This is a genomic window from Pseudodesulfovibrio sp. 5S69 (assembly GCF_037094465.1).
GTDB classification, from domain to species: domain Bacteria; phylum Desulfobacterota; class Desulfovibrionia; order Desulfovibrionales; family Desulfovibrionaceae; genus Pseudodesulfovibrio; species Pseudodesulfovibrio methanolicus.
In genome coordinates this window covers 2,601,747-2,625,388 of record NZ_CP146609.1, presented here as the reverse complement: position 1 = coordinate 2,625,388, position 23,642 = coordinate 2,601,747, and the positions used below count along the sequence as shown (strand labels likewise).

24 protein-coding genes are annotated in these 23,642 nt (G+C 61.8%); 9 read left to right on the top strand and 15 right to left on the bottom strand.

The features are described from left to right. Positions 1–2: 2 nt before the first annotated feature. The 13 genes from V8V93_RS12480 to V8V93_RS12420 all read right to left on the bottom strand — a co-directional run bounded on the left by V8V93_RS12480 (position 3) and on the right by V8V93_RS12420 (position 12,798). Entirely contained in the window at positions 3–863 is an 861-nt protein-coding gene (locus V8V93_RS12480) for a UshA-like (seleno)protein family 2 (protein WP_422394367.1), read from the bottom strand. A 1-nt stretch (position 864) separates the two neighbouring features. Beyond that, positions 865–1,140, bottom strand: a complete 276-nt coding sequence (locus V8V93_RS12475; RefSeq protein ID WP_014321169.1) for an HU family DNA-binding protein — start codon at positions 1,138–1,140, stop codon at positions 865–867. Positions 1,141–1,277: 137 nt separating this feature from the next. Further along, on the bottom strand, positions 1,278–2,087 hold the full coding sequence (locus tag V8V93_RS12470) for a MinD/ParA family protein (RefSeq protein WP_338666921.1): 810 nt from the start codon (positions 2,085–2,087) through the stop codon (positions 1,278–1,280). A gap of 12 nt (positions 2,088–2,099) precedes the next feature. Then, on the bottom strand, positions 2,100–2,951 hold the full coding sequence (locus V8V93_RS12465) for a GGDEF domain-containing protein (RefSeq protein ID WP_338666920.1): 852 nt from the start codon (positions 2,949–2,951) through the stop codon (positions 2,100–2,102). After that, a protein-coding gene (gene prfB / locus V8V93_RS12460) for a peptide chain release factor 2 (RefSeq protein ID WP_338666919.1) occupies positions 2,929–4,048 on the bottom strand; the annotation gives its coding sequence in 2 pieces (ribosomal slippage) (positions 2,929–3,972 and positions 3,974–4,048; 1,119 coding nt in all). The genes V8V93_RS12465 and prfB overlap by 23 nt, the downstream gene beginning before the upstream one ends. After that, a complete protein-coding gene (gene lnt, locus V8V93_RS12455; protein WP_338666918.1) occupies positions 4,048–5,565 on the bottom strand; it encodes an apolipoprotein N-acyltransferase in 1,518 nt (505 codons plus the stop codon). Before lnt ends, prfB begins: the two co-directional genes overlap by 1 nt. Positions 5,566–5,568: 3 nt before the next feature. Then, entirely contained in the window at positions 5,569–6,390 is an 822-nt protein-coding gene (locus V8V93_RS12450) for a hemolysin family protein (protein ID WP_338666917.1), read from the bottom strand. A gap of 131 nt (positions 6,391–6,521) precedes the next feature. Beyond that, a complete protein-coding gene (mnmG, locus tag V8V93_RS12445; RefSeq protein ID WP_338666916.1) occupies positions 6,522–8,405 on the bottom strand; it encodes a tRNA uridine-5-carboxymethylaminomethyl(34) synthesis enzyme MnmG in 1,884 nt (627 codons plus the stop codon). A 15-nt stretch (positions 8,406–8,420) separates the two neighbouring features. Continuing rightward, entirely contained in the window at positions 8,421–9,644 is a 1,224-nt protein-coding gene (locus V8V93_RS12440; protein WP_338666915.1) for a M20 family metallo-hydrolase, read from the bottom strand. A gap of 100 nt (positions 9,645–9,744) precedes the next feature. After that, positions 9,745–10,032, bottom strand: coding sequence for a PxxKW family cysteine-rich protein (locus tag V8V93_RS12435; protein ID WP_338666914.1), 288 nt, complete (start codon positions 10,030–10,032; stop codon positions 9,745–9,747). A 129-nt stretch (positions 10,033–10,161) separates the two neighbouring features. Continuing rightward, complete coding sequence (locus tag V8V93_RS12430) at positions 10,162–11,511, bottom strand: amidohydrolase (RefSeq protein ID WP_338666913.1); 1,350 nt, start codon at positions 11,509–11,511, stop codon at positions 10,162–10,164. A gap of 3 nt (positions 11,512–11,514) precedes the next feature. Next, positions 11,515–12,264: an S-methyl-5'-thioadenosine phosphorylase gene (mtnP, locus tag V8V93_RS12425; RefSeq protein ID WP_338666912.1), complete on the bottom strand. Its 750-nt coding sequence runs from the start codon at positions 12,262–12,264 to the stop codon at positions 11,515–11,517. 12 nt (positions 12,265–12,276) lie between these two features. Continuing rightward, positions 12,277–12,798 carry an adenine phosphoribosyltransferase gene (locus tag V8V93_RS12420; protein WP_338666911.1) on the bottom strand — a complete coding sequence of 174 codons (522 nt, stop codon included), beginning with the start codon at positions 12,796–12,798 and terminating at the stop codon, positions 12,277–12,279. A 113-nt stretch (positions 12,799–12,911) separates the two neighbouring features. Here V8V93_RS12420 and rsmA point away from each other — a divergent pair, with 113 nt between their 5' ends. The 9 genes from rsmA to cbiB all read left to right on the top strand — a co-directional run bounded on the left by rsmA (position 12,912) and on the right by cbiB (position 22,106). Beyond that, on the top strand, positions 12,912–13,697 hold the full coding sequence (rsmA, locus tag V8V93_RS12415; RefSeq protein WP_338666910.1) for a 16S rRNA (adenine(1518)-N(6)/adenine(1519)-N(6))-dimethyltransferase RsmA: 786 nt from the start codon (positions 12,912–12,914) through the stop codon (positions 13,695–13,697). Between the two features lie 275 nt (positions 13,698–13,972). Continuing rightward, positions 13,973–14,245 carry an HU family DNA-binding protein gene (locus V8V93_RS12410; protein WP_338666909.1) on the top strand — a complete coding sequence of 91 codons (273 nt, stop codon included), beginning with the start codon at positions 13,973–13,975 and terminating at the stop codon, positions 14,243–14,245. 15 nt (positions 14,246–14,260) lie between these two features. Next, positions 14,261–14,431: a hypothetical protein gene (locus V8V93_RS12405; protein ID WP_165610760.1), complete on the top strand. Its 171-nt coding sequence runs from the start codon at positions 14,261–14,263 to the stop codon at positions 14,429–14,431. A gap of 187 nt (positions 14,432–14,618) precedes the next feature. Then, the gene (gene rpsU / locus V8V93_RS12400; RefSeq protein WP_338666908.1) at positions 14,619–14,825 is read left to right on the top strand and encodes a 30S ribosomal protein S21; all 207 of its coding nucleotides are present in this window, start codon (positions 14,619–14,621) and stop codon (positions 14,823–14,825) included. Continuing rightward, positions 14,822–15,268: a GatB/YqeY domain-containing protein gene (locus V8V93_RS12395; protein WP_338666907.1), complete on the top strand. Its 447-nt coding sequence runs from the start codon at positions 14,822–14,824 to the stop codon at positions 15,266–15,268. Before rpsU ends, V8V93_RS12395 begins: the two co-directional genes overlap by 4 nt. Positions 15,269–15,291: 23 nt before the next feature. Next, complete coding sequence (locus V8V93_RS12390) at positions 15,292–17,589, top strand: endonuclease MutS2 (protein ID WP_338666906.1); 2,298 nt, start codon at positions 15,292–15,294, stop codon at positions 17,587–17,589. A 22-nt stretch (positions 17,590–17,611) separates the two neighbouring features. Further along, positions 17,612–19,363 (top strand): DNA primase, encoded by a 1,752-nt coding sequence (dnaG, locus tag V8V93_RS12385; protein ID WP_338666905.1) that lies wholly within the window; start codon positions 17,612–17,614, stop codon positions 19,361–19,363. Continuing rightward, positions 19,350–21,101: an RNA polymerase sigma factor RpoD gene (gene rpoD, locus V8V93_RS12380; RefSeq protein WP_338666904.1), complete on the top strand. Its 1,752-nt coding sequence runs from the start codon at positions 19,350–19,352 to the stop codon at positions 21,099–21,101. Before dnaG ends, rpoD begins: the two co-directional genes overlap by 14 nt. 51 nt (positions 21,102–21,152) lie before the next feature. Continuing rightward, positions 21,153–22,106: an adenosylcobinamide-phosphate synthase CbiB gene (gene cbiB / locus V8V93_RS12375; protein WP_338666903.1), complete on the top strand. Its 954-nt coding sequence runs from the start codon at positions 21,153–21,155 to the stop codon at positions 22,104–22,106. A 298-nt stretch (positions 22,107–22,404) separates the two neighbouring features. Here the strand turns inward: cbiB and proC are convergent, their stop codons facing one another. Then, a complete protein-coding gene (gene proC / locus V8V93_RS12370; RefSeq protein WP_338666902.1) occupies positions 22,405–23,208 on the bottom strand; it encodes a pyrroline-5-carboxylate reductase in 804 nt (267 codons plus the stop codon). Continuing rightward, positions 23,208–23,630: a nucleoside-diphosphate kinase gene (gene ndk / locus V8V93_RS12365; protein WP_338666901.1), complete on the bottom strand. Its 423-nt coding sequence runs from the start codon at positions 23,628–23,630 to the stop codon at positions 23,208–23,210. Before ndk ends, proC begins: the two co-directional genes overlap by 1 nt. Positions 23,631–23,642: the final 12 nt, after the last annotated feature.

Sequence of the window (23,642 nt, the reverse complement as noted above, 5' to 3'; positions counted from 1 at the left end):
CTTTATTGAAAAAGAGCATCGATTTCCGGATCATCCTTGATCGCGTCGTTCATACCTACGGAAGCTGATGTATAATTCTTCGCTTCTTCCCACGCAAATGAATTTTCTCTTTTCGGCCATTGCAGGACGTTCACTTCGGCCAGGCTGCGGCCCTTGTCGTAGGGCCGGACCCACAGACAGCGGCCGTCGGCCTGGACGCGCCCGTTGATGCCGGAGCCGCCTCCGCTGCCGAAGAGCATGTCCGGGACCTGGGCCGGATTCGACTTGAGGTAGTCGCTTTCCGCCACCCAGCCCCAGTCGCACAGAGCGATGAGCAGGTCCACCTTGTCCCGGTCGGCCTTGATCGCCCTGGAGAGCTTGGCGACCATGGCCTCGGACGGCTTTTCGGCGTCCTGGGGCAGGGACGGGTAGCGCAGGAAGCCGACTTTGCGGCCGCCCGCTATCTCCAGCACGGTGAAGGGGGCCTCCTCGGCCGTCTTCTGCCAGGGCCAGCGGGGTACGCCGTCCTCGGCCAGGGCTCCGGCCTCCCGTTCGGTGAGCAATCCCACGTCGTAGTGCATGGCGTTGAAGGCCTTGCTCAGGGCGACCATGGTCTTGGTCAGCCCGGGGTTGCCGTTGGGGCGAAAATATTCCCAGCCGCCGGAAACCAGCAACCTGGGAGCGTCGGTATGTTGATTGTCCATAAAATACGTGGCCCGACGGGCCACCCCTCCGAGGGTCTTGCCGCCTCAGGTAGGGCATGGCCGCACCGTGCCATACGTATTCGCCGAGTAAAGGATGGTCAGGACAGAACCCTGCGCACGGGCGTCGCCGCACGCAAGGATCAGGGTCGCCAGAAACAGGCAGTATGTGAGTCGTCGCATCCTACTGGTTGATGTATTCCTTCAACTCTTTTCCAGGACGAAAGAAAGGAAGTTTCTTGGGTCTGACCTGGACGACCGTCCCGGTCTTGGGATTGCGACCGGTGTAGCCCTCGTAGTCCTTGATCTTGAAGCTGCCAAAACCGCGAATCTCCACACGGTCGCCGCGCAGAAGGGCTTCCTTGACGGAGTCCACGAAGGCGCCGACCACCTTGGTGGCCTCGTCGACGTGCATTTTTTTCTGTTCTGACAGAGCCTTGATCAATTCGCTCTTATTCATGATGTTCCCCCTGAAACATATGTTTCCCGCAGGTTCCGGTATTGGCCCTGTGAGGTAACAAAAAAGGAATCACTTCCGAAATTCTCACTAACTATGCCGAAAAATAACTCTTTTCGTCAACCATTATTTCTCGAATTTCATTCCGAAGGAAAATCTTTCAGAATGGGGCGGCCGCCGATGCGCTCGCGGTTGTCCTCTCGGTAGCGGATGAGCTTCTTGGCTATGCCGACAATATCCTTGCTGGCCGTTGCCTGCGGGGCGAATTTCATGAGCGGGGTCTGGCGGCGGACCGACTCCACCAGGGTGCGGTCCTGGTGCACGAAGCCCAGGTTGCGCAGCTCTATGTTCAGGAAATTCATGCACGCGGCGTTGAGCCGGTCAAAAGTCTGGTTGGCCTCCTTGGCGCTGATGGCCTGGTTGACCAGGACCAGGAAGTCCTTGATGCCGTGCTGGGTGGCCAGGACCTTGATCATGGCGTAGCTGTCGGTCAGGGAGGTGGGTTCGGGGGTGACCACCACCACGCGCAGCTGGGTCAGGGCCGCCAGGGACAGGACCGTGTGGCTGATACCCGCCCCGAGGTCGAGCATGAGAAAATCATACTCTCCCGCGATGTTGATGAGCTTCTTGAACAGGATGTCCTGCAGGTCTTCGTCCATCTCGACCAGCTCCGGCACGCCGCTGGTGGCCGGGAGCATGTCGAAGCCGTCCTCGATGGACACGAGCACATCCTCGGCGTCCACGCCGGTCTGCAGCAGGTCGTGCAGGTTGCGGTCCGGGGATATGCCGAGCAGGACGTCGAGATTGGCCAGCCCGAGGTCGCAGTCCATGAGCATGGACGTGATGTTCATGGCGTGCAGGGCATAGCCCAGGTTGAGCACGATGTTGGTCTTGCCGACTCCGCCCTTGCCGCTCATGATCGAGAGACTGAGTGTATTGTTATGGTTCATTGTCCGTCTCCGTTATTTCCCGCCGAACAGGAACTGCTTTTCGTTGGCGTGCACCAGGGTCTCGTTCGAGACGTTGTCCGCAAAAGCGAGCCTGGAGACCTTGACCTGATCCTTGCCGGCAGCCTTGGCCTCGTAAAGCGCGCCATCGGCCAGCTCGATCAGTTCCTTGTCCGTGATGCTCACGCTCCCCTTGTAGCAGGTGAGACCGACGGAACAGGTGACGTGAAAGGTTTCGTCCCCGTCCGGGGTGCTGAATTCGATTTGCTTGAACTCGTTGAGCAGGCGGCTCAAGAGCCGCTGGGCCTTGACCAGGCCGGACCCGGCCATGATCAGGGCGAATTCCTCGCCGCCGAAGCGGGCCGCCAGGTCGTAGCGCCGGGTGTTGGCCTTGAGGTGCCTGGCAAAGGTGCTCAGGACCTCGTCGCCCTTTTGATGGCCGTAGGTGTCGTTGACGCGCTTGAAGTCGTCCAGATCCAGGATGGCCAGGGAGAGCGGAGTGCGGGCGCGCTTGGACCGTTCGATCTCGATATCGAGAATGCGGTCGAAGGCCCGCCGGTTGGCCAACTCGGTGAGCGGGTCGTGGTCGGTCTGGTAGGCCAACTTCTCCAGGGTCTCCTGGAACCGCTTCAAGTGCGGATAGGCGTCGCCGTTGATGGGCAGGGAGAGCCACTGGCCGAGATCGCGCCGGGCGGCGATGGACTCCCACTCCTCGCAGGAGACCCCTTGGATGAGCCGGAAGACCCAGACCGCCTGTTCGAGCTTCTCGTCGATCCCCTTGGAATATTCGCACAGCTCCTTCTGGAGCGCGGTCAGTTCCGATGCGAGTTCGTTCTCGGGGAATTTAATTTTTTTGTCCGTGGGCATGGATGAATAATAAGTAGTTTCGGATCATTTCGTCCAGATCGCCGTCCAGAAAGGCGTCCACGTTGCCGCTTTCGCTGTTGGACCGGTGGTCCTTGACCAAACGATACGGTTGCAGGGTATATGTCCGTATCTGGCTTCCCCAGGCGATGGCTTCCTTGGCCTGGTAATCCTGTCTGCGGCTTTCCTCGATCTTTTTCAACTCGCGTTCGTACAGCCGGGCCTTGACCAGCCGCAGGGCGGTGGCCTTGTTGCGGTGCTGGGACTTCTCGTTCTGGCATTGTGCCACGATGCCCGTGGGGATGTGGGTGATGCGCACGGCCGAACTGGTCTTGTTCACGGACTGGCCGCCGGGCCCGCTGGACCGGAACGTGTCGATGCGCAGGTCCTCGTCCCGGACCTCGATCTCGATGTCGTCGTCCATGTCCGGGTAGACGTCCACCGAGGCGAACGACGTGTGCCGCCGTCCCGAGGAGTCGAAGGGGGAGATGCGGATCAGCCGGTGCACGCCGGTCTCGCCCTTGAGCAGCCCGTAGGCGAAGAGCCCTTCGATCTGCAAGGTCACGGACTTGATCCCGGCCTCGTCGCCCGCCTGGTAGTCGAGCTGGGTGACCTTGAACCCCTTGCGCTCGGCGTAGCGGTTGTACATGCGCAGCAGCATCTCGGCCCAGTCCTGGGATTCGACGCCGCCCGCTCCGGGGTGGATTTCGAGGATGGCGTTGCCCTTGTCGTGCTCGAAGGCGAACATGGTCGCCAGCTCGGTCCCGGCCAGCCGTTCGCGGAGCAGGGCCACCTGGGCGCTCAGTGCGGACAGGGACTCCTCTTCGGGGTCCTCGTGGGCCAGTTCGAGCCAGGCGTCGAGGTCTTCGCGGGCCTCGGACAACCCGTCGTACATGTCAAGCTTGGTGGTTAGCTGGCTCTTTTCCTTGAGCATGGGGGTCAGGGCCTCGGGATTGTCCCAGGCTCCCGGCTTGGAGAGTTCCTTTTCTATCTCGTCGAGGCGTCCCTTGGTCTCGGCGTAGTCAAAGACGCCCCCAGAGGGATTCATACTGCTCGATCAGGTCTGCGGAGGCGGCTTTCAATTCGGGGTATTCCAACATTATTGAATAATTCCTTTATTTCGTCTGGCCGCATAGGCGATGAAGCCGAAGGCGGCTGCGGTCATCACATAGATGAACGTCTTTAGCCAGCCATTGATGCGATGATACACGGTATCGGTCGTAAGGGCAGCGATTTTCATGCTCAGGCTTTCGGCCCGGAACTGGTGGCCCACGGCGGCCTTACGGCCCACCGGGTCGATGAACGCGGAGATGCCCGTGTTGGTACAGCGGACCAGCCAGCGGCCTTGTTCCACGGCCCGCATAGTGGCCAGGTCGAGGTGCTGCCCCGGTGCGGACGTGTTGCCGAACCAGGCGTCGTTGCTGATGTTCACCAGTACGTTGGCCCCGCGCTCCACCTGCTGCTGGGCCAGATCCGGAAAGATCGCTTCATAGCAGATGAGCATGCCCAGCGCAACGCCGTTGAGCTTGAGCGGCCGGTTGTCCACGCCCGGCTTGAAATTGCCCGCTGCCTGGACCAACTGCTTGAAGGGCACCCATTTCGCGAACGGCATGTATTCGCCGAAGGGCACCAGGTGCTCCTTGTCATAGTATTGGGTGGTCAGCCCCATGGAATCCATGAGCCAGGCCCGGTTGTAGAGGTCGTAGGCCCGGGTCTTCATGTCGGTCACGTGATAGGCGGGCGAACCGGTGATGATCGGGGTGCCGGTCTGGCGGGCCAGGGTCTCCAGCGCCTTGCGGAGCGGGGTCTGGTCCTGGAGATAGAAGGGCATGGCCGTCTCGGGCCAGACGACCACCTTGGGGTGGTTCGTGTCCACGGCTTCGACGGTCAGCTTGGCGTATTTCTTGATGGTTCCGACCTGATACGCAGGGTCCCACTTTTTGCCCTGGTCCACGTTGCCCTGGACCAGAGTGACCATGTAGTCGAGCTTGCCCACGTCGAATGTGGACACGCGGTAGAAGCCGAAGCCGACGATCAGCGCACCGAGCACTACGGCCAGGAACAGGGCGCCGCGATAGGTGGCGCAGAGCAGCAGGGCCACGGCCAGAGCGGCAAACACCCCGGACAGCCCGAAAGCCCCGACTACGGACGCCCCCTGTACGGCAAAGGGCCAGGCTGCGAAAGCCGATGACAGGTTCATCCACGGGAAGCCCGAGAGCAGGGTGCCCATGAGCATCTCCATGGAGGCCCAGGCGAACCCGGCCAGAAGGCAAAGGGCCACGCCGTCGATGAACTTGGCCGCATGATGCATGCCGTAGGCGAACAATCCGAAATAGAGGCCGATGACTGCGGCCAGGAGCACCGGGCAGGGCAGGGCGACGAACCACGGCAGGCCGCCGTAGATCTGCACCGGGATGACCATCCAGTAGAAGCAGCCCGTGGCCGCCAGGGTCCCGGCCAGCCAGCCGAAGCGGAAGGCCTTGCCGCCGGACACGGCGCGCAGGCCGATCCAGGCCAGCCCCAGGGGGAAGGCCAGCACGGCCGGCGGGAAATGAAAGAGAGGGTTGGCGAACCCGATCCAGGCCCCCAACGTCGCGAGAAGAACCAGTTGATACACGATTTACACTGTCCCCAACGGTTCGACCTTGATGGTCCAGATCTGGCGCTCGTCTGCCTCCATGACCACGAACCGCCAGCCGGAGAAGGTGTACAGCTCTCCCTGGGGAGGAATGCGCCCGGCCAAGGCGGCCAGGTAGCCGCCGATGGAGTCCACTTCCTCGCTATCGAGGTCCAGGCCGAACTTGCGGTTGACGTCCTCGAGCGGCGCACGGCCCGAAACGATGAAGGTCCCGTCCGAATAGTCCTGGATCTCGTCGGGCCGCTGGTCGTCGTATTCGTCCGAAATCTCGCCGACGATCTCTTCGAGCACATCCTCCATGGTGACCATGCCCGAGGTCCCGCCGTATTCGTCCTGCACCACGGCCATGTGCAGCTTTTCCTTCTTGAAGTAGGCCAGGACCTCGTCCAACGGCTTGTCTTCGGCCACGAAGAAGGCGGGCCGCAGAAGATCGACCACGGACCGATCCACCTCGCCGTTGAGCAGGGGCTCGAGCAGGTCCTTGGCGTGGACCAGCCCGAAGATGTGGTCCTTGTTGTCCTGGTAGATGGGGATGCGGGAGTGGGCGCCCTGGTTGACGATGAGCTCGGCCACGTCTTTGACGGTGCTGGAGGCGTCGGCGCAGACCATGTCCGTACGCGGTACCATGATCTCCTCGACGAGCTTCTGGTCCAGGCCGAGCACGTTCAGGAGCATGGAGACTTCATGGCTCTCCAACTCCCCGTCGGCCCGGGCTTCGAGGATGTGTTCCTCTATCTGATGGTCGTTGTTACCGAATATTTTCTTGAATATATTTCGAAATCGACTGTCGGATCCTTCGTCCAAGACCAGACTCCTTGAAACGGTTTCAAAAACGATGTGCCGGGGATGGCCCGTTGCCGTACGAACGTCGTGTCAATATTCATGTATTTAGACAGACTGGGACAACCTGTCAACAAACGAAGAGCCGGGGAGTGTTACGATAGGCCGAGTTTTTTCAGGTGAATCTCCAGGCAGGACAGAGCCGCGGGCGTGACCCCTGAGATGCGTCCGGCCTGGCCCAGGGTCCGGGGCTGGATGCGGGTCAGCTTCTCGACCACCTCGCGGGTCAGGCCGGAAACCGCCGCATAGTCCAGGTCTTCGGGCAGGACCTTGCCCTCCAGGGACTTGAACTTGGCCACCAGCTCCTCCTGTTTGACCAGATAGCCCTCGTAGCGCACCTGTACCTCGGCCTCACGCAGGACCTCCTGGTCCAGCTCGGCCAACTCCGGGTAAAACACGGCCAGCCGTTCTATCTCCATCTGGGGCTGGCGCAGCAGGGCGGCCAGTTCCACGGCTTTACCGGGCACGGACGCGCCGATGGAGTCCAGGATTTCGCGGGTGGCTGCGTCGGGTCGCACACGGATCAAGTGCATGGCTTCAAGCGTCGCTTGAAGTTTTTCCTGCTTAACCGAAAAGAGTCGCCACTGGTCGTCGTCCACCAATCCCAAGTCGCGGCCCAGCGGTGTCAACCGCTCGTCCGCGTTGCCTTCGCGTAGCAGCAGCCTGTGCTCGGCGCGGGAGGTGAACATGCGGTACGGCTCCTCCGTCCCCTTGGTAACCAGGTCGTCCACCAGCACGGCCATGTACGCCTGATCGCGGGAGAGCAGGAAGGGCTCCCTCCCCTTGATCTTGCAGGCCGCGTTGAGGGCGGCCCACAGCCCCTGTGCTGCAGCCTCCTCATAGCCCGAGGTGCCGTTGATCTGGCCCGCGCAGTAGAGCCCCTCCACCGCCTTGGTCTCCAGGGTGGGCCTGAGCTGGGTGGGCGGGATGTAGTCGTATTCGATGGCGTAGCCGGGGCGCACGATCTGGGCGTTTTCCAGCCCCCGGATGGCCCGGATCATCTTCTTCTGCACGTCGAAGGGCAGGCTGGTGGGGATGCCGCTAGGGTACATCTCCGGGCTGTGAAGCCCTTCGGGCTCGACAAAAATCTGGTGCCGGTCCTTTTCCGGGAACCGGGCCACCTTGTCCTCGATGGACGGACAGTAGCGCGCGCCGGTGCCCTCGATGATCCCGGTGAACATGGGCGAGCGGTCGAACCCGGAACGGATGGCCTCGTGAGCCGCTTCGTTGGTGTAGGTCAGCCAACACGAGACCTGGGGCATGGGTACGGCGTTGTTGCGGAAGCTGAAGGGCACGGGCGAATCGTCGCCGGGTTGCTCCTGCATGGCCGAGAAATCGATGGAGTCGCGCAGCAGGCGCGGTGTGGTGCCGGTCTTGAGGCGGCCCAGGGTAAAGCCCAGCTCGCGCAGGTTGGCCGACAGCGAGTTGGAGGCGGGATCGCCCATGCGGCCGCCGCTGAAATGCTCCAGGCCGATGTGCATGAGCCCGCGCAGGAAGGTGCCGGTGGTCAGGAGTACGGCCTTGGCCGGGAATATCTCGCCCAGCTCGCTGCGCATGCCGCGGACCCGGCCATTTTCGGTCAGCACGGCCGCGCCCATGTCCTGGAAGACCCACAGGTTCTCCTGGGCGAACACGGACGCCTGGACCACCTGCATGTACCGGACCCGGTCGATCTGGGCTCGGCTGGAACGGACCGCCGGGCCTTTGCGGGTGTTCAGGATGCGGAACTGGATGCCCGCCGCGTCGGCCCACAGTCCCATCATGCCGCCGAGCGCGTCGATCTCCTTGACCATGTGGCCCTTTGCCAGCCCGCCGATGGCCGGGTTGCAGGAGAGGTGCCCGATGCGGTCCACGTTGATGGTCAGCAGCAGGGTCTTCAGGCCGAGCCGGGCCGAGGCCATGGCGGCTTCGCAGCCGGCATGGCCCGCGCCGACCACGATGAGGTCGAACTCGGCCGGAAACGGGGTCTTGTTCTGCATGAACGGGCAGCGGCGCTACTTGGTCAGGAGCATGTCGGCGATGACCTTGGCGTCGCCGATGGTGCTCTTGATGGACGACCATTCATTGGGCTGGTGCGCGTTGTGGTACAGGGTGGACCAGACCACGGCGTTGTAGCCCTTTCGGCGCAGGAACGCGGCCACCGTGCCGCCGCCCACGCCCACGGTGCGGGGATTGTTGTCGTAGATCCTGCGCACGGAAGCCATGGTCCGGACCGCGATCTCGCTGTCCGCCGGGGTGGCCGGGGCGGACTGCTCCCACATGATGGGCTCGCATTCGACGGTCACGCCGTACTTGGCCGCGATCTCGGCCCCCATGCCCTTGATGGTGCCGAGCACGTCGTTCAGGTCGTACTCGGGCATGACCCGGCAGTCCACGTAGAACACGTCCCGGCCGGGGAGGGTGTTCACGTTGGCCACGTTGGCCTCGCGCATGGTCGGCTGGAAGGTGGAGCGGGGCGGATCGAACAGGGTGTCCTCGGCCGGGTACAGGGTCTCCAGTTCCTTGATGCGCAGGATGAACTCCGCGGACGGGAACATGGTGTTGACGCCCTGGTCCGGGGTGGAGGCGTGGCACTGCTTGCCGATGACCGTGACCTTCAGCCAGAACATGGATTTCTCGGCCACTTCAACCATTTCCGAAGCGGGCTCTCCCGAGTCCGGGACCAGGAACAGGTCGTCCTTGCGGAAGAGGTCCTCGTGCTCGCGGACGATATAGTCCAGGCCGAAGCCCGAGCCGGTTTCCTCGTCGGACACGAGGATAAGGCCGTAGTTCATCTCCGGGGTGACTTTCAGGTCGAGCAGGGCCTGGGCGGTCAGCAGCGAGGAGACCATGCCCTGCTGGTTGTCCTCCACGCCGCGCCCGATGAGGGTGTCGCCGTCGCGTTGGACCACGTAGGGGTCGGAGTCCCACAGGCCGAGGTCGCCCGGAGGGACCACGTCGATGTGGGAGATGACCCACAGGGTCTTTTCCGTGTTTTTTCCGGGAATGACGGCCGCGATGTTCGGTCGGTACCCGCAGGGCACGTCGGCATCGGGGGCGTTGTACTCGCGGATGTCCTCTATGCCCATGGAGTTGAGATGGCCGAGCAGGAAGTCGGCCTTGGCCTTTTCGCCTTCGCCCCCGTTGCGGGGACCCAAGGCCGGAATGGCCGAAAGTTTGGTCTGCAGTTCGACGACCGCCTCGGTCTGGCGATCCAGTTCGGAAAAGAGCGCGTCCATGGGACCTCCGATGTTGTTTTCGATGAACCTAGCCCAAAAATCGGATGATACAAACAAAAAAAGGCGGGGACAACGCCCCGCCTTTCCTGCTTGCAGTGGTCTAGCGACCGCGCGCGGCGCGCTTGGAGGCCTTGAGCGGGTTGACCTTGACCTTGCCGGTCTTGTCCACTTCGGCGCGCACGTGCGTGGCGAAGTTGCACACGCCGCCTGCCCACTTGCGGGCGGGCTGGGCATAGGTCGGGCAGTAGTTTTCGCCCTCAAAGGGGACGATACGCTCGCAACCTTCACATTTTTCAACAATGGGTTCCATGACGACGCCCTTGTAGGTCAGACCGGCATCGGTCTTGACGGCGCCTTCCAGGGAAACGATACCTTTTTTCTTGGCCATGTCGTGCCTTCCTCCTAAAAATAATGCGGCTCACAGGATGCCAGCGGCATACGTAATTTCATTTCGGTGCAAGAGCAGACTTCGATATGCACCCATGGTGGGTGTTGTCAAGCTCTTTGCGGTTCTTTTTCATTTTCCGGAGGCGCTCCGAACCCACTCGGCACACCGCACGGCCTCCTTTCTCAGGCCGCTGACGTCGAGGGTCCGGAAATCGCCGTAGAGGTACAGGACCTCGCCCGCCACCATGGTCATGCACACTTCCATGCCCGTGGATGCATAGACCGCGTGAGATACGTGGTTGAACACGGGCATGAGGTTGGGTGAGGAGAGGTCCAGGGCGATGATGTCCGCCGGGAAGCCCGCCTCGATCCGGCCCAGTTCGGGCCAGCCCAGGCAGCGGGCCGAATTGCGGGTGGCCATATCCAGAGCGGTCTGAGCGTTCACGGCCGAGGCGTCGCCGTGGCGGACCTTGCCCATGAGCGCGGCCAGTCCCATGTCGCGGAACATGTTCAATTGGTTGTTGCTCGACGCACCGTCGGTACCGAGCCCCACGTTGACCCCGGCGTCGAGCATGGCCTGTACCGGGGACATGCCGGAACAGAGCTTCAGGTTGGAGGCCGGGTTGTGGACCACATTGGCCCCGGATGCGGCCAGTTGGGCGATTTCCCGCTCCTCCACGTCCACGCAGTGGTGCAGGGTGACGCGCGGCGAGAGCAGCCCTTCCCTGCGCAGGATTTCCACCGGACGCATACCGTACTTGCCCAGGCAGACCGCCGTTTCGGTAGGGGATTCGGCCAGGTGGGTCTGCCAGGGGATGTCCAGGGACTCGGCCAGTTCGAAGCTGGCCGCAAGGATCTCCGGCGGCACGGTGAAGGCCGCATGAGGGGTGACCGCCGTGCGCACCAGCGGGTCGTCTCGGAAACGCTCCTCCAGGGCGCGGATGGCCGCCCAGCAGGCATCGGCCGTGGGGAAGAACGGGGAAGGGAAGGCGAAGAAGCCTTCGCCCAAGACCGCGCGCAGGCCGCAGTTTGAGGCCGCCTTGCCGGTAACCTGCTCGTGGAAATAGCCGTTCAGGAAGGCCGTGCACCCGGTGCGGATGAGCTCCGCGCAGCCGAGCTGCGCGCCGATGTCGAGCAGGTCCTCGTCCAGCTTGGCCTCCACGGGCCAGATGTGACCCTCCAGCCACTCCATGAGCGGCAGGTCGTCGGCAAAGCCGCGCAGCAGGGTCATGGGCAGGTGGGTATGGCCGTTGACCAGGCCCGGCAGGAGCATCTTGCCCGACATGTCCAACCGCCGGGCGGGCTCGTACCGGGCGTCGAGCCGGGCGTAATCCCCGACCTCGATCACCAGGCCGTCGCTGATGGCCACGGCGGCGCCGGTCAGGACGCGGCGGGCGTCGTCCTGGGTGACCACCGCGTCGGCCCGGACCAGCAGATCGCAGGCGTGCGGCGCGGAATCGGCGGAAGCGGGCGAGGGCATGGCCTAGTCCAGGTCCTTGATGACTTCGACGAGCAGAGAGGTGACCTTTTCCACGTTGCTCTTGAAGACCTCGAGGATTTCCTCCCAGGTCACCGGGGCCTCGTCCGTCTTCCAGCAGTCGTAGTCTGTGCTCATGGCCACGGCGGCATACGGAATGCCCGCCTCGTTGGCCAGGATGCACTCCGGGGCCACGCTCATGTTGATGACGTCCGCGCCCCACAGCCGGAACATGTTGGATTCGGCCCGGGTGGAAAATCGCGAGCCCTCGATGGTGATGACCGTGCCGCTCTCGTGGTGGTCCAGGCCCAGCCGGTCACAGGCGGCGTTGAGCTTGCCGCGCATGTCGGCGTCAAAGGGATCGGCCATGGCCGTGTGCACCGCGCAGTGCGGCTCGAACTCGTCGAAAAAGGAAACCTGCCGGCGCCGGGTGAAGTCGATGAACTGATCCAGGATGACCAGATGGCCCCGGTCGATCTCCCGGCGCAGGGAGCCGCAGGCCGTGGTAGCCAGGATGCGGGTGCAGCCCATGTCCTTCAGGGCCTTGATGTTGGCGCGGTAGTTGACGAAGGTGGGCGGGATGGTGTGCGCGCGGCCGTGCCGGGCGAGAAGGACCACTTCCCGGCCCGCTATGGTCCCTTCCTGGAGGAGGGCGGAGGGCTTGCCGTAGGGAGTGCCCATTTCCACGTCGCGGGCGTCCCGCAACAGGTCCGGGTCGTCCAGGCCGCTGCCGCCGATGATGCCGATCTTGCTCATGGTCGTTCCTTGTTAGTCGATTTCAATGAGGAAATCATGTTTCACGCCGGCCGCGCGCATGACCTCGTCGCCGTCCAGGAAGGAGAGCTGGATGACGAACCCGGCGCCCACGATCTCGCCGCCCGCTTCGCGGATCAGCTTGACCATGCCCTCGGCCGTGCCGCCCGTGGCCAGCAGGTCGTCGATCATCAAGACCTTGTCGCCATCCTCGATGGCGTCCACGTGCATGCACAGGGTGTCGGAGCCGTATTCCAGGTCGTAGGTCACGCAGCGGTTCTTGTACGGCAGCTTGCCGGGCTTGCGGATGGGTACGAAGCCGATGCCCATCTTGAGGGCCAGGGGCGCGCCGAAGATGAAGCCGCGGGCATCGGCGGCCACGATCTTGTCCGCGCCGCAGTCCTTATACTTCTCGTACAGCAGGTCGATGACGTAGCGGAAGGCCTTGGGGGTGCTCAGAATGGGCGTGATGTCGAAAAACGTGATCCCTTTCTTGGGATAATCCGGGATGTCCCGGACATAATGGCGCAGATTCATGAATCCTCCTCATAGAATGAATACCGGGGATTCATACGTTTTCCGGGGAGATCGTGTCAATGCTGTTGCCAGCCGGACCAGGTTCCGCTATCCCCTGACAACGGAGAACGCACATGGCGCATCAAGACGGACCGCACCGGGCCAAGAAAAGCCTGGGCCAGAATTTTCTGACCGACCCCAACATCTGCCGCAAGATCGTGGACGCCCTCGCGCCCGCGCCCGACGACTATATTATTGAGATAGGTCCGGGGCAGGGGGCCTTGACCGAGCACCTGGCCGAGGTCGGGGCGCGGCGCCTGCGCGTGGTGGAGATGGACGACGAACTGGCCGAGGGGCTCGAAGAGCGCTGGCCGGAACTGGACGTGGTCCGGACCGACGCCCTCAAATTCCCGTGGACGGACCTGAACGAGACCGGGCCGTGCAAGATCATCGGGAACCTCCCGTACAACGTGGGTTCCAAGCTGATCTGGGACATCGTCAGCCGGGTGGAGACCCTGGAGCGCGCGGTCTTCATGGTCCAGCACGAGGTGGCTCTGCGCCTGACCGCCACCCCCGGCACCAAGGCCTTCGGCGGGCTGACCGCCTGGGTGAGGAACTTCTGCGACACGCGATATCTCTTCAAGGTGCCGCCCTCGGTCTTCCGGCCGCGCCCCAAGGTCGACTCCGCCGTGGTCCGCTTCGACCCGCTGCCCCGCGAAGACCGTCCCGACGATCCGGACAGGCTGGCCGGGCTGATCAAGCTGCTCTTTCAGCAGCGGCGCAAACAGATTTCCACCATCCTCAAGAAACGCATGACCCCGGCTGTGGAGCGGTGGTTCCTGGACGAGGGCGTCAGCCCTTCGGCGCGGCCGGAAAATCTCACTCCGGCACAATTCCGTACGCTTTCCTTAATATATTAGTACATATTTTCACAAAGACCTTTGGAATACCATGATCCAAGGGGTGTGAAGGGGGCTTTTTCGGGCTGAAAAATGGAAGGCCAAATGTCCCGGAAGCGCCATATAGCGTAGGTTTTTTCGTTTTTTTTCAGTACTCGGGCTGGACACGGGACAAAAGTTCAATTAAAGGCCAAGGGGTGAGTTGGTGACGGAAACAAAGTGCGAGTGCGTTTTGTGCTCTGGCTGCACTTTAACAAATACCATCAGGTAATTATTTCACCGAGGAGGAAGGACTGATGACAAAGGCTGAATTGGTTGTCAAAATCGCGGAAAAGGCCAATCTGACCAAAGCGAATGCCGAACGCGCCCTGAATGCGTTCCTGGAGACCGTGGAAAGCACCCTGGTTTCCGAGGGCAAGCTTACCCTGACCGGGTTCGGCACCTTCATGGTGGAACTCCGCAAAGCCCGCGTTGGCCGCAACCCCCGCACCGGTCTCGAGCTCAAGATTCCCGAGACCAAGGTTGTCAAATTCCGTCCCGGCAAGATCCTCAAGGACGCCGTTAAATAAGTTGGAGATGATACGATGATTCACGGTGAAACCGTTCACAGCCCGCTGCCCATGGATCTCCCCTGGTGGATGCCCGACCATTTCGTCTTTTTCGGTGTCCTGTACATCGTCCTCGGCGTCATCGGTGTCGCCTTGGCGGTTACGGTCCTGCAGTCTTTGCGTGATGCAAAAAAAGCGGATCATTAGTCTCCGAACACCAATGCACCGAAAGGGCCTGTCCGGGTACTGCCGGACGGGCCTTTTTTTCATGACCTCTCGGCAAATTTTTGTTTGCATTTTGGGGTTGCCTTTTCTCTTTTTTATATATATCTAGTTTCTCTTATTTCGCTGGCCCGCCAAATGAGCGGGCGGTTCACCGAGGAGGTGATTTTCATTGCCCGGAGTGTATTTTGACGACAACGACAACTTCGACGTTTCTCTGCGCCGCTTCAAGAAGCAGGTGGAGAAGGCCGGAATCCTGTCCGAACTGAAGAAACGCCAGCACTACGAAAAGCCCAGCGTGCAGAAGAAGAAAAAGAAAGCTGCCGCCAAGAAAAGGCTTGCCAAAAAATGCGCAAGATGCGCAGCATGTAAATTATGAGTCTGTCAAAGCAAATAGACAAAGACTACATAGAGGCCTACAAGGCCAAAGCTACGGTAAAAGTGGCCGTCTTGAGACATCTCAAGACGGCCATTAAAAACCGTATGGTCGAGGAAAAAAGCCAGGACCTGTCCGATGAGACCGTACTCGATCTCATCGCCAAGCAGGTCAAGCAGCGCAAGGATTCCTTCGACCAGTACTCCAAGGCAGGGAGGGACGACCTGGCCAAGGTCGAAGCCGACGAACTCGCCGCCCTTGAAGTCTATCTTCCCAAGCAGCTCTCCGACGAGGAGCTCTCCGCAGCCATCGACAAGGCCATTGCCGATGTCGGCGCGTCCTCCATGGCGGACATGGGCAAGGTCATGCAGGCCGTGCTCGGTGCACACACGGGACAGGTCGACGGCAAGAAAGCCAGCGGACTGGTTCGGTCCAAGCTCTCCTAACTCTCCAACCCCCCGGCTCACCCATGGAGTCCAGAACTTTCCAGGTATTGGAATTCCCCAAGATCCTTGGGGCACTGTCCGGTTTCGCCACGTCCGAGCCCGGGGCTGCCGCGTGCCTGGCCATCCACCCGTACGACGACCTTGAGTCCGTCCGCCGGGCAGGAGTCCTGTTTGAGCAGGGCGCGGCCTGGGTCGGCGAGTCCGGTTTCCGCATGCGCGCCTTCCCCGAGCTGGGCGGCATCTTCCCGCACCTGGGCAGCGAACTGGCCGTGCTCGACCAGGACGCACTCTTCGCGCTGAAGATCCTCCTGGACCTGGCCAAGGATGCCCGCGAATCCCTGGGGAGCTTCGAGGAGCGAGGCTGGGAGGTGCTCAAGGACGAACTCTTCGCCTATGCCTGGCCGCAGAAGACCGTGTCCGGCATCGGGCGCTGCCTGGACGCCGAAGGACAGATCAAGGACGAGAGTTCCCCGAACCTCATGTCAGTGCGCCAGGAGATTCGGGCCATCCACCAGCGCTGCACCAAACGGGTCAAGGACTTCATTCTCCAGGAAAACCTGGGCGCGGCCATGCAGGACGAGTTCATGACCGTCTCGTCCGACCGCTACGTGCTGCCCATCAAAGCAAATTTCAAAAACAAGACCAAGGGCATCATTCACGACTACTCGCAGACCGGCGAGACCTGCTACTTCGAGCCCATCTTTCTGGTGGAGACCAACAACAAGCTCCAGGAGCTCAAGCGCGAGGAGCGCGCCGAGGAATACAAGGTCCTGCAATACCTGACCGGGCTGGTGCGCCAGGAACAGGAGGAGGTCCGCGAGGCCTACCATGGGCTCGTCACCCTGGACGTGCTCATGGCCAAGGTGCGGCTGGCCGACGCCTACGGCGGCCGGACCATCGAGGTCACGGAGGAGGGCGCGCCTAAACTGCTCAAGGCCCGCCATCCGCTCCTGGCACTGACCGACGAGTCCGTCCACCCCGTGAACATCGAACTGCTCGACGGGCAGCGGGCCATGATCGTCAGCGGCGGCAACGCGGGCGGCAAGACCGTCTGCCTTAAGACCGTGGGCCTCATCGGCCTGATGGCCTTTTCCGGCCTGCCGGTCCCGGCGGCCGAGGGCAGCAGCCTGCCCCTGTGGGAGGACATCTTCGTCATCATGGGCGACGAGCAGTCCCTGGAGGAGAACGTCTCCACCTTCACCGCCCAGATCCAGTACCTGCGGCGGGTCTGGGACAAGGTCGACGCCCGTTCCCTGTTCATCCTCGACGAATTCGGCGCGGGCACGGACCCCACCCAGGGCGCGGCCCTGGCCCAGGCGGTCATCGACTCTCTGCTGGAGAAGCGGGCCACAGCGTTCACGGCCACCCATTTCCCGGCGCTCAAGGCCTACGCCATGGCCACCAAGGGCGTGCGCGCGGCCAGCGTACTCTTTGACCCCAGCACCAAGAGGCCGTTGTTCCGGCTGGCCTACGACCAGGTCGGCGCGTCCATCGCCTTGGACGTGGCCCGCGAGCACGGCCTGCCCGCCGCCATCCTGGAGCGGGCCGAAAAATATCTCCTGCTGGACGGCTCGGACACCTCCGCCGTGCTGGACCGCCTCAACGCCATGGCCGTCAAGAAAGAGGCCGAGCTGGACGCCATCGAGGAGGAGCGCACCCGCATCGAGAGGAAGCGGGCCAACCTCGAACAAAAATTCGAGAAGGAGCGCACCAAGATCCTCAAGGAGGTCCAGTCCAAGGCACAGGACGTGGTCAAACAGTGGAAAACCGAGCGCATCGGGCAAAAAGAGGCGCGCAAGAAGCTTCACCAGGCGCGGCTGCGTATCGAGGACATCGCGCCCGAACGGAAAAAAGACACCGTGTTTTCCTTCTCGGATATTGTCCCAGGCAAAAAAGTGTCGTATCTGGCTTGGAACAAGTCGGGTACCGTGCTGGAAATCAACGAGAAAAAGAAGCAGGCCAAGGTCGATATCGGCGGGGTGGCCATGTGGGTCAAGGCCGAACATCTCGGCCCGGCGGATGACGTTTCACGGCCCTTTGCCAAGCCAGCCGAGGCCAAGGCCCCGGCCACGAGTGAGCTGGTGGTCGAGGTGGATCTGCGCGGCCACCGGGCCGATGAGGCGCTCAGCGAGCTGGAACGGGCCCTGGATGCCGCCTTGCGCAAGGGCGCGGGCAAGCTCGAAATCGTGCACGGCCGGGGAACCGGTGCGCTGCGGCGCGAGGTGCACGAGTTTTTGAAATATTATCCCGCTGTGGAAAATTTCTCCCTGGCCCCCGAAGACCGGGGTGGGGACGGCATGACCGAGGTAACGCTCAAGTAACGGCTTTGCCCGGAGGCGTCTGGTGGACAGAAGTGGTATCGAGGCCGTCAAGGCCCGGATCAATATCTCGGACATAGTGCGCCGGTATGTTGACCTGAAACCGGTTTCGGGCCGGTGGATGGGCGCATGCCCGTTCCACCAGGAAACCAAGCCCTCCATGTCCGTGAACGACGAAGAGGGCTTCTTCTATTGCTTCGGCTGCCAAGCCTCGGGCGACGTCATCGATTTTTACGGGCGCATCAACGGCCTGGAGTTCCGGGAGGCCTTGGAACAACTTGCCGCCGAATGCGGGGTGGAACTGAGCCATGTGCCGCACGACCCGCACGCGGCCGAGCGCAAGGCCAGGAAGCAGATCCTTCTGGATATGCACGACGAGGCCAATCAGTTTTTCCAGCGCAACCTGTCCCTGGCGTCCGGGGACCATTGCCGCCGCTACCTGTCGGACAGGGGCATGACTCCGGAGATGATCGCCCAGTTCGGTTTGGGCTATTCCCCGGAGGACTGGCACGGATTGGATAATTTTCTGCGCACCAAAGGCCGCAATCCCGAACTCGGGGTTGAAGCCGGATTATTGTCGAAAAACGAAAAGGGCAATATTTACGATAGATTCCGTGGGAGATTGATCTACCCCATCCAAAATTTATCGGGTCGGGTCATTGCTTTTGGCGGCAGAATAATTACTGAAGGAGAACCCAAGTACCTGAACAGCTCGGATACGCCTATATACAAGAAGGGCGACCACTTGTATGGGCTCAACCTGGCCCGGTCAACCATGACCCGCACCAAGCGGGCCATCCTGACCGAAGGATACATGGATGTGATATCGCTCCATCAGTTCGGCTACACCGATTCATGCGGCGTTCTGGGCACGGCCCTGACCGCCGATCAGGTGAAGAGGTTGGCCGGATTCTGTTCGCGCGTCGATCTGGTCTTCGACGGCGACGGGGCGGGGCGCAAGGCGGCCATGAAATCCAGCAGGATGATCCTGCTGCAGGGCGTGGCCTGCAAAGTGGTCCTCATGCCGGACGGCGAGGACGTGGACAGCCTGCTCCAGACCAGAGGGGCGGAAGGGTTCGAGGCCTGCATGAACGAAGCCCCGGACGGTTTGACTTTTTGCATGAACACCCTGCGGGAGGAGTACGCCCCCAGGGACATCATGGCGTGGGCCAAGAGTTTTTTGTCGGAATTGTCCGACGCGTCCTTGCGGGCGTTCTACCTGCCTCGCATTGCGAGCGGGCTCGGGTTGTCGGAGGCTGACTTCAGGCGCGACGCGGGTGCGGCTACTCCGCAACAGCGCAATCCAAGGCATCAGCCCCGACAGACGCAACGGGCCGAGCAGCAGCCGGGCGTGGGCGTCGGCAAGGACTTTGCGGATGATCGGTATTTTTTGCGGTTTTCGATTCAGTACCCGGACTATGTGCCGGAACTGGCCAAAAGGGGAATGACCCAGGTTCTTCGCACCCCATGGGCGCGGACATTGTGGGAGAAGCTCGAAACGACGCAGCAAGGCCAAGTAGCGAGCCTGCTGAACGAACAGGAAAAGGGCTTTTACATCCAGTGTCGCGAAGAATTTCATGAGAACGTCCTCTCCGGCCGGGAACTGCTGGATGAATGGAATCATATTTGTCACACGATCGCGCTTGAGCAGGAGAAACTGGACAAGCGCCAGCTCACAGAGGCCATACGTCAGGCACAGCAAAGCGGAGACACCGAACGGGCACTACAATTACTGGCCCTGAAGGAAGCCCGCAGGAGGGACGATGAGCAACATTAAGGAAATCCAACAGATCAAAGCTCTTATCGCCGAAGGTAAGAAAAAGGGATTCCTGACATACGAAGAGTTGAGCAAGGCCCTGCCTTCCGACTACAACAGCCCCGACCAGCTCGAGGAAATTCACGCCATCTTCGACCAGATGGATATCGCCCTGGTGGATTCGGACGATTCCGGCAAGAAGCTGGCCGACGATGACGACGACAAGGAATTGGAATTCGACGATAACGACGACGATTCCACCGAGTACGCCTCGCGGAGCACCGACCCCGTGCGCATGTATCTGCGCGAGATGGGCGCCGTACCGCTCCTGGACCGCGAGGGCGAGGTGGTCATCGCCAAGAAGATAGAAAATGGCGAGATGGACGTCCTCTACTCCCTGGTGGAGGTGCCCGTGGCCGTGGAAGAACTGATTTCCGTGGGCGAGGACCTGGAAGAAGGCCGCATCAAGCTCAAGGACGTGGTCAAGACCATCGAAGAGGACGACCCCTCCGAGGACGAGATGAACCAGCGCCAGCGGGTCATCTTCCTGCTTGCCGAGGTCAAGAAGCTCTACGGCCGGAAAAAGAAAATCTACGACAAGCTCGACTACTGCGCCTGCCTGGACAAGCGCGTATACGGCGTGCAGCAGGAAATCCTCAGCTATAAAGAGGAGATCGTCACCAGGTTGCGCGACATCAAGCTGGAGAAGACCCTCATCGACCGAATCATCGAGACGGTCAACGATTACGTGCGGCAAATGCACAATTGCCAGCGCGACCTGTCCGCCTATGTCCTGTCCGTGGGCAAGACCAAGGCCGAGATCGAGGAGCTCTTCAAGCAGGTGGACGACCGCGAGGTCAACCCGGTGGCCGCCTCCACCCAGCTCGGCATGACCGTGGAGGAGTTCTTCTCCTTCAAGGAGATGCTCGCGGGCAAGCTGGAGATCATGAACCGTCTGCAGGACAAGTGTTGCCACTCCGTGCACGACCTCGAAGAGGTTCTGTGGCGCATCAAGTCCGGCAACCAGACCGCCATGCAGGCCAAGCAGGAGCTCATCCGCGCCAACCTGCGCCTGGTCGTCTCCATCGCCAAGAAATACACCAACCGCGGCCTCCAGTTCCTGGACCTCATCCAGGAGGGCAACATCGGCTTGATGAAGGCCGTGGACAAGTTCGAGTACCAGCGCGGCTACAAGTTCTCGACCTACGCCACATGGTGGATCCGACAGGCCATTACCCGCGCCATCGCCGACCAGGCCCGGACCATCCGCATCCCGGTGCACATGATCGAGACCATCAACAAGCTGATCCGCACCTCGCGCTACCTGGTGCAGGAGCTCGGCCGAGATCCGTCTCCGGAGGAGATAGCCGAGCGCATGGATTACCCGCTGGAGAAGGTCAAGAAGGTCCTCAAGATCGCCAAGGAACCCATTTCCCTCGAGACCCCCATCGGTGACGAGGAAGATTCCAGCCTGGGCGATTTCATCGAGGACAAGAAGGCCACCGCGCCCGCCGAGGAAGTTGTCTCCACCAAACTCAGCGAGCAGATCGCCTCGGTCCTGTCCGACCTGACCCCGCGCGAGGAGCAGGTCCTGCGCAAACGCTTCGGCATCGGCGAAAAGTCCGACCACACCCTTGAGGAAGTGGGCAAGCTCTTCAACGTCACCCGCGAGCGCATCCGCCAGATCGAGGCCAAGGCCCTGCGCAAGCTCCGCCACCCCGTGCGGAGCGCGCTGCTGCGGTCCTACTTCGAAAACTAACGACCATCAGGGCCGGGAAGAACCTTTCTTCCCGGCCTTTTTTTATTCCCAATGGAACATCCCGCCGCCGTCTTCCTCCTCCCCGCCCTGGCCGTGGTCCTGGACCGCATCCTCGGCGACCCCGCAGGCTGGCCGCACCCGGTCCGGCTCATCGGCAAGGGGCTCGACCTCTTCGAAACGGCCGCTCGCCGCACAGGCGTCAATCTCCGCGTGGCTGGGTGGGGCGCCGTGCTCCTCTTCGCCTGGGCGACCTGGTTCGTCGTGGCCGAACTCTCGGCCATCCCGTACCTCGGGCTGCTCCTGGCCGTGTATTTCGCCTACGCCGGGCTGGCCCTGGGCTGCCTGCTCAAGGACGCCCGCCGGGTGGCTGAACTCCTCGATTCCGGCGACCTGACCGGCGCGCGCACGGCCCTGTCCATGCTCGTCAGCCGCGAAACCGCGGAACTCGACGCGCCCGCCATCCGCCGCACCCTGGCCGAGACGGTCAGCGAAAATCTCAACGACGGCTTCACCGCGCCTCTGTTCTACCTCGCGCTTCTCGGCCCGGGCGGCCTGTGGGCCTACAAGGCCGTATCCACCATGGATTCCATGTGGGGCTACCGCACGGACCGCTACATCGACCTGGGGCAGGGCGCGGCCAAAACCGACGACGTCCTGGCCTGGATTCCGGCCCGGCTGACCGCCTTTTTCCTGTTCATCGTGGGCAAACGCCTTGGACTGAAATCGGCCACCGCCCGTGGACGTTACCGCGACGACGCCCGCAGGATGGAGAGCCCCAACGCGGGCTGGCCCATGGCCGCCGCAGCCTGGCTTATGGAAGCGCAGATGGGCGGCCCCACGGTTTATTTCGGGAAGGTCAAGGACAAGCCCGTGCTCGGCCCCGAAGGAACCTGGTGGGACGGGGCCAAGCTCCACAAGCTGTTCCGTCTGGCCGCAAAGACCGGCACCCTGACCGCCTGGGTACTTATTCCTGTTCTCGGGCTGATCCGGTTGTTGTTCGCCTGATGGCGAATCGGGGGAAGGGAGGGGAAAAACTTTTGGGAAAGTTTTTTCCCTCCCTTCCTGAATCCCCATCCCTCCATTTTTCAAAACTTTTTGGGTCGCTACGCGAGGTGCGCAAAGGAGCAATGCGTGTGCCGTCTCTCGGTACGCTCTTCATTTCCCATGCATAAAAAAAGACGCGCATCCACCGACGCACGCCCTTGCCGAAGGCACACAAAAAGTTTGGGAAAGAGGGGTTGAGGGACGGGAAGGGGAGAAAACCCTTTTCAAAGGGTTTTCTCCCTTCCCCCGATTCTATGCGCTATTGTTCGCCCAGTTCGATGCTGCGGTAGTAGGACTCGAAGACGCCGTCGATGATGTCGCCTTTGAGGGCCTGCCGGTCGAAGTGCATGAGCGCGCGGATGGTGGTCCCTCCGGGGGAGGTGACCATTTCGCGCAGTTCGGTCACGGAGCGTTCGCTCTGATCTGCCATGGTGGCGGAGCCCAGGAACAACCCCTTGACCATTTCCACGCTCTGCGACCGGGTCAGGCCCAGGGCCACGCCGGACTCGATCATGGCTTCCATGAAGTAGAAGACATAGGCCGGGCCGGAGCCGATCACGCCGGTGAAGGCGTCAAAGAGCTTTTCCGGCAGCACGTGCGTCTGGCCGATGGAGGCGAAGAGTTCGGGCACGAACGCCTTCATCTCATCGGTCAGATTGTGGTTGTCCAGGCAGATGGCCGACACGCCCAGGCCGACCAGGGCCGGGGTGTTGGGCATGATGCGCACCACGGGGCAGCGGTCCTCGGTCCATTCCTCGTAGGTGGACAGGGGGATGCCCGCGCAGATGGCGGTCAGGCATTTGCTCATGTCGAGCAGGGGCGTCAACTCCTTGACCACGGGTTCGGCGTGCTGCGGCTTGACGGCCAGGACGATGTAGTCGCACGCCTTGGCCAGGTCGGTCGCGCTCTCGTGGATGATGAGCCCGTGTTCCTTGTGGAGCCGTTCGAGGTTGACCTTGTTGAAGTCCGCCCCGTGCAGTTCGATGTCGTCACGCGAGGCCAGCCCCTTGGCTATGGCCGACCCCATGTTGCCTACGCCTATGAACCCGATTTTCTTTGTCATTATCCCACCAGCTCGTCGTCGTTGAAGAAGTATGCCACCTCGGTCTTGGCGGTCTCGGGACCGTCGGAACCGTGGCAGGAGTTGTTCTGGATATTCTGGCCGTAAGCCGCGCGGATGGTGCCCGGAGCGGCGTCGGCCGGATTGGTCGCGCCCATGAGAGCACGGTATTTCTCGATGGCGTTCTCGCCTTCGAGACAGGAAACCACCACCGGCCCGGAGATCATGTAATCCACCAGTTCGCCGAAGAAGGGGCGTTCCTTGTGCACCGCGTAGAAGCCTTCGGCCTTGGGACGGTCCATGTGGATCATCTTCATGCCTTTGATCTTGAGGCCGGAGTCGGTGATCATTTTCAGGATCTCGGCGATAAGGCCGCGCTCGACCGCATCGGGCTTGATGATGGAAAAGGTCTTTTCGATTGCCATGGATGCCTCCAT

What these genes read in the sequence shown, in the direction of transcription:
- V8V93_RS12475 (WP_014321169.1), bottom strand. Translation starts at nt 1,140, where the DNA reads ATGAATAAGAGCGAATTGATCAAGGCTCTGTCAGAACAGAAAAAAATG.
- V8V93_RS12470 (WP_338666921.1), bottom strand. Translation starts at nt 2,087, where the DNA reads ATGAACCATAACAATACACTCAGTCTCTCGATCATGAGCGGCAAGGGC.
- V8V93_RS12465 (WP_338666920.1), bottom strand. Translation starts at nt 2,951, where the DNA reads ATGCCCACGGACAAAAAAATTAAATTCCCCGAGAACGAACTCGCATCG.
- mnmG (WP_338666916.1), bottom strand. Translation starts at nt 8,405, where the DNA reads ATGCAGAACAAGACCCCGTTTCCGGCCGAGTTCGACCTCATCGTGGTC.
- V8V93_RS12440 (WP_338666915.1), bottom strand. Translation starts at nt 9,644, where the DNA reads ATGGACGCGCTCTTTTCCGAACTGGATCGCCAGACCGAGGCGGTCGTC.
- V8V93_RS12435 (WP_338666914.1), bottom strand. Translation starts at nt 10,032, where the DNA reads ATGGCCAAGAAAAAAGGTATCGTTTCCCTGGAAGGCGCCGTCAAGACC.
- V8V93_RS12430 (WP_338666913.1), bottom strand. Translation starts at nt 11,511, where the DNA reads ATGCCCTCGCCCGCTTCCGCCGATTCCGCGCCGCACGCCTGCGATCTG.
- mtnP (WP_338666912.1), bottom strand. Translation starts at nt 12,264, where the DNA reads ATGAGCAAGATCGGCATCATCGGCGGCAGCGGCCTGGACGACCCGGAC.
- V8V93_RS12420 (WP_338666911.1), bottom strand. Translation starts at nt 12,798, where the DNA reads ATGAATCTGCGCCATTATGTCCGGGACATCCCGGATTATCCCAAGAAA.
- rsmA (WP_338666910.1), top strand. Translation starts at nt 12,912, where the DNA reads ATGGCGCATCAAGACGGACCGCACCGGGCCAAGAAAAGCCTGGGCCAG.
- V8V93_RS12410 (WP_338666909.1), top strand. Translation starts at nt 13,973, where the DNA reads ATGACAAAGGCTGAATTGGTTGTCAAAATCGCGGAAAAGGCCAATCTG.
- V8V93_RS12405 (WP_165610760.1), top strand. Translation starts at nt 14,261, where the DNA reads ATGATTCACGGTGAAACCGTTCACAGCCCGCTGCCCATGGATCTCCCC.
- V8V93_RS12395 (WP_338666907.1), top strand. Translation starts at nt 14,822, where the DNA reads ATGAGTCTGTCAAAGCAAATAGACAAAGACTACATAGAGGCCTACAAG.
- V8V93_RS12390 (WP_338666906.1), top strand. Translation starts at nt 15,292, where the DNA reads ATGGAGTCCAGAACTTTCCAGGTATTGGAATTCCCCAAGATCCTTGGG.
- rpoD (WP_338666904.1), top strand. Translation starts at nt 19,350, where the DNA reads ATGAGCAACATTAAGGAAATCCAACAGATCAAAGCTCTTATCGCCGAA.
- cbiB (WP_338666903.1), top strand. Translation starts at nt 21,153, where the DNA reads ATGGAACATCCCGCCGCCGTCTTCCTCCTCCCCGCCCTGGCCGTGGTC.
- proC (WP_338666902.1), bottom strand. Translation starts at nt 23,208, where the DNA reads ATGACAAAGAAAATCGGGTTCATAGGCGTAGGCAACATGGGGTCGGCC.
- ndk (WP_338666901.1), bottom strand. Translation starts at nt 23,630, where the DNA reads ATGGCAATCGAAAAGACCTTTTCCATCATCAAGCCCGATGCGGTCGAG.